At 63.6% G+C, this 4,051-nt stretch carries 5 protein-coding genes and 1 pseudogene; 3 read left to right on the top strand and 3 right to left on the bottom strand.

Features of this window, described 5'->3' with window-relative positions:
• Both ACLV8F_RS24755 and ACLV8F_RS24750 read right to left on the bottom strand, forming a co-directional pair.
• A pseudogene (locus tag ACLV8F_RS24755) lies at positions 1 to 352 on the bottom strand (hypothetical protein); the annotation flags it as partial.
• Between the two features lie 71 nt (positions 353 to 423).
• A complete protein-coding gene (locus ACLV8F_RS24750; RefSeq protein WP_411886850.1) occupies positions 424 to 645 on the bottom strand; it encodes a CsbD family protein in 222 nt (73 codons plus the stop codon).
• Positions 646 to 877: 232 nt separating this feature from the next.
• On the opposite strand from ACLV8F_RS24750, the gene ACLV8F_RS24745 reads away from it, so the two are divergent.
• On the top strand, positions 878 to 1,294 hold the full coding sequence (locus ACLV8F_RS24745) for a MarR family winged helix-turn-helix transcriptional regulator (RefSeq protein ID WP_411886849.1): 417 nt from the start codon (positions 878 to 880) through the stop codon (positions 1,292 to 1,294).
• Positions 1,295 to 1,382: 88 nt separating this feature from the next.
• On the top strand, positions 1,383 to 1,781 hold the full coding sequence (locus ACLV8F_RS24740) for a tautomerase family protein (RefSeq protein ID WP_411886848.1): 399 nt from the start codon (positions 1,383 to 1,385) through the stop codon (positions 1,779 to 1,781).
• A 10-nt stretch (positions 1,782 to 1,791) separates the two neighbouring features.
• Here the strand turns inward: ACLV8F_RS24740 and ACLV8F_RS24735 are convergent, their stop codons facing one another.
• Complete coding sequence (locus ACLV8F_RS24735; RefSeq protein ID WP_411886847.1) at positions 1,792 to 3,411, bottom strand: ABC transporter permease; 1,620 nt, start codon at positions 3,409 to 3,411, stop codon at positions 1,792 to 1,794.
• A 119-nt stretch (positions 3,412 to 3,530) separates the two neighbouring features.
• Between ACLV8F_RS24735 and ACLV8F_RS24730 the strand changes: the two genes are divergently transcribed.
• A partial coding sequence (locus ACLV8F_RS24730) for an ABC transporter ATP-binding protein (RefSeq protein ID WP_411886846.1) occupies positions 3,531 to 4,051 on the top strand: 521 nt, incomplete at its 3' end.

Here is a 4,051-nt window from a genome sequence, read left to right as displayed (position 1 = left end):
TGGCATCCTTCACGCAGACGTCCTTGTCGTTGCCCTTCAAGTCGTCGCACTTTTCCTTGGCGGTGTCATAGGCGGCATCGCCTTTGGCCAGGGCCACTTTTTCGGTATTGCGTGCGCTGGGCTTGTACTGGGCTTCGTTTTCGGCCTTGGCGATCTTTTCAACGCCCTTGGCTTCGGAAACGCAGATGTCCTTGGCGTTGTCCTTCATGGCGCCGCATTTGTCGCGGGCGGCCTTGTAGTCGGCCGAGATGCGGTCGTTCTGGGCTTTGTATTCTTCCTTGGTCAGCGCCATGGCGTTGCCGGCAAAAACGCAGGACATCACGGCGGTCAGCATCAACAATTTGGTTTTCATGGTCATTTCCTTTTTGAATGAGTTTTGGGGTGAGAAGGTTTAGTGAAAGGTATGGGAACGGAGAGCGCGGCTCAATAGCGTTCAAAGAAATCGGTGGGATTGCGGTCTTTCCAGGCCGTCACCTGTTTTTCCGCTTCTTCCTGGCTCAGGCCGTGGCGCTCCTGGATCTTGCCGAGCAGCTGGTCGCGCTTGCCGGCGATCACGTCAAGGTCGTCGTCGGTGAGCTTGCCCCACTGCTCTTTGACCTTGCCTTTGAACTGCAGCCAATTGCCTTCCATGCGGTCTTTGTTCATGCTTATCTCCTGAAGAGTTGATGATTCGCCCGGCCCCGAAAACCGGTTGGGCGGCATGGAGTTACCTTAGGAGAAACGCCGGCGGGTGTCCGTAGGCCCACGTGTTTGATGGGCGTAGGTTCATGCTTACAGCCTGCCGGTCCACACCGGACTGCCGATAGCAATGTGCCAATCGGCCTAACCAGTTACACATTAGTTGCATAGCTAACTAAATCCTGATAGCATCCCTTCCATGTTTGACCATTGCCTGTATTTCAATACCACCGCCCTGGCCCGCCTGGTCGACAAGGAGTGGACGCTGGCCTTCAAGCCCTTCGGCGTCACACCCTCGCAGGGCTTCATGCTGCGGCTGGTGCTCAAGCGGCCCGGCATGATGCAGCACGAGATCGCCGACGAGCTGACGATTTCGCGGCCGACCGCCACGCGCCTGCTCGACGGCCTGCAGGCGCTGGGATTCATCGAACGCAGAAGCCTGGAGTCCGACGGCCGGCACTGGGCGGTTTTTCCCACCGCCGAGGCCGAGGCGTTGCATGCAGGCATCAACAAGGCCAGCGGCGAGGTCACGCGCCGCATCCAACAGCAGATCGGAAAGGAGAACTTCGATGAAACCGTAGCCCGTGTCAGGAGCGTGTCTTCCGCGCTGAAATAAATCATTTTTCATGTTCCTTTTTTTGCCCATATAGTTGCATAGCTAACTATATTTATCGTCAACGTCCATCAACCACCGGAGAAATAACATGCCCATCCTCAACGTCAAAGTCAGCCAGCCCGCCAGCGCCCAGCTGACGAACGCCATCGCCGAAACCCTGCTGGAGCTGACCACGCGCATCCTGCGCAAGAAGCGCGAACTGACCGCGATCGCGATTGACTTCGTGCCGCCCGAACACTGGATCGTTGGCGGCAGCACGCTGGCCAGCCAGGGCAAAAACAGTTTTTATTTCGACATCAAGGTGGTGGACGGCACCAACACCAAGGATGAAAAAGCGCAGTACGTGGCCGAGGCCTTTGCGGCCTTCAGCAAGCTGCTCGGAAATGTGCACGAAGAAAGTTATATCTACGTGCACGACGTGCGCGCGGAAGCCTATGGTTTCGGCGGGCTGACGCAGGAGTACCGCTACATCAAGGCAAAAGCCTGAGCAGCATCCGTCACTTTGAACGCAAGGTACGGCTCAGCAGCGCCACCGGCAGCAGGCCGACCAGCACCAGGGCCAGCGCGGGCAAGGCGGCCTCGCCGAGGCGCTCGTCGCGCGCCAGCTGGTAGGTGACGACGGCCAGGGTGTCGCTGTTGAAGGGACGCAGAACCAGCGTGGCGGGCAGCTCCTTCATCACGTCGACAAACACCAGCAGCCCGGCCGCCGCGACCGAGCGCTTGAGCAGCGGCCAGTGCACGCGCGCCAGAATGCCCAGGCCCGACGTGCCCAGCATGCGCGCGCTGTCGTCGAAGCTCACGGGGATGCGCGAGTAGCCGCTTTGCAGGCTTTGCAAGGCCACGGCGCTGAAGCGCGCCAGATAAGCCCAGACGATGCCCAGCACGGTCGCCGTGACCCAATAGCCCACGGCGGTTTGCGGCGCGGCGGCCTGCAGCCAGCCCACGGGCAGCAGCAGGCCGACCACGATGACCGCACCGGGCACCGCATAGCCCAGGCTGGCCAATTGCACGGCGGCGCGGGTCAGCAACTGCGACTGGCGGCGCACGGCGAAAGCCAAGCCCAGCGCCAGCGCGGTGGCCAACGCGGCGCTCAGGCCGGCAAGCCAGACGCTGTTCCAGGCCCAGCCCAAAAACTTGTCCCACAGCAGGTTGTCCCAGCCCAGCACCAGCGGGCGCAGCATGAAGAGCACCGGCAGCACAAAGCCCAGCGCGATCGGCACGGCACACACACCCCAAGCCGACAGCGCACGCAGGCCGCGCAGCTGTACCGGCGCCGCATCCTGCGCGCCGGCGCGCGCGCCGCGGCCGGTGGCAAAGCGCATGCGCTTTTGCGCGCTGTGCTCCACCCACAGCAGCAGCGCCACGAAGACCAGCAGCACGGTGGCCAGCTGCGCGGCGGCGATGCGGTTGTCCATGGACAGCCAGGCCTTGTAGATGCCGGCGGTGAAGGTCTGGATGCCGAAGTAGCTGGAGACACCAAAGTCGGCCAGCGTTTCCATGAGCGCCAGCGCCACGCCGGCGGCAACAGCCGGGCGCGCCAGCGGCAATGCCACGCCACGGATCCGGCGTGACAGCGGCGCGCCCAGCAGCCGGGCCGCTTCCATCAAATGGACGGCGCGCTCGGACAAGGCCGTGCGCGCCAGCAGGTAGACATAGGGATAAAGCGCGACGGTGAACACCAGCACCGCGCCGCCCAGGCTGCGCACTTCGGGCAGCAGCCGGCCCTGCAGGCCGAACGAGGCGCGCAGCCAGGTTTGCAGCGGGCCGGCGTACTGCAGGAAATCGGTATAGGCATAGGCCAGCACATAGGCCGGCATGGCCAGTGGCAGCAACAGCGCCCACTCAAACACCCTGCGCCCCGGAAACTCGAACAGCGTCACCGCGCTGGCGGACGCCATGCCCACCACGGCCACGCCCAGGGCCACGCTGAGGCACAGCAGCAAGGAGGTGACGGTGTAGTCGGGCAGCACCGTCTGCAGCATTTGCAGCAGGATGGACTGCGCCTGGGCATCGAACTGCAGCCAGGACAGCGCTACGGCCACGACCGGCAGCGTGAGCAGGGCCACGAGCAAAAAGAGCACGACAGGGGGAAGGGCGGAAAGTAAGCGGCGCAGCATGTGGACCCGAAAAAAGGCCCCTGCAGAAAGAGGCCTTGCCTCCAGCTGCGTGCGCCGTGGTGTTGCAGCGGTCACTGCAAATGAGAATTGTAAGCATCCAGGGCCCTACAATCGAGCCCATGTTTCTGGATATCTCCCAGTTGGGCGTGCACTATGCCGGCCGCTCACAACCCGCGGTCGACGGCGTGTCTTTCAGCCTGCAGGCCGGGGAGATCGGGGTGCTGATCGGACCCTCGGGCTGCGGTAAAACCACCCTGCTGCGGGCTGTGGCCGGCCTGGAGCGCGCCAACGCCGGCAGCATCACGCTGGCCCAGGAGCGCGTCAGCAGCGCCGCCGTCCATGTGCCGGCCGAGTTGCGCCGCATCGGCATGGTGTTCCAGGACTACGCCCTGTTTCCGCACCTGGATGCCGCGCACAACGTGGCCTTCGGCCTGACCCACCTCCCCGCCGCCCAGCGGGCGCAGCGCGTCAGCGAAACGCTGGAGCTTGTGGGCCTGGGTAATGTGCACAAGCGCTTTCCGCATGAACTCTCGGGCGGCCAGCAGCAGCGCGTGGCGCTGGCGCGGGCGCTGGCGCCGCAGCCGCGTTTGCTGCTGCTCGACGAACCTTTTTCGAATCTCGACGTGGACCTGCGCGAGCG

The sequence above is a fragment of the Polaromonas sp. YR568 genome (assembly GCF_943369675.1).
Classification (GTDB): domain Bacteria; phylum Pseudomonadota; class Gammaproteobacteria; order Burkholderiales; family Burkholderiaceae_C; genus Polaromonas.
The sequence above is the reverse complement of the archived record's forward strand: the minus strand, read 5'-3'. Positions and strand labels throughout refer to the sequence as shown.

Excerpts from the sequence above, each read along its gene's own strand:
- ACLV8F_RS24750 (WP_411886850.1), bottom strand. The coding sequence starts at position 645 with ATGAACAAAGACCGCATGGAAGGCAATTGGCTGCAGTTCAAAGGCAAG.
- ACLV8F_RS24745 (WP_411886849.1), top strand. The coding sequence starts at position 878 with ATGTTTGACCATTGCCTGTATTTCAATACCACCGCCCTGGCCCGCCTG.
- ACLV8F_RS24740 (WP_411886848.1), top strand. The coding sequence starts at position 1,383 with ATGCCCATCCTCAACGTCAAAGTCAGCCAGCCCGCCAGCGCCCAGCTG.
- ACLV8F_RS24735 (WP_411886847.1), bottom strand. The coding sequence starts at position 3,411 with ATGCTGCGCCGCTTACTTTCCGCCCTTCCCCCTGTCGTGCTCTTTTTG.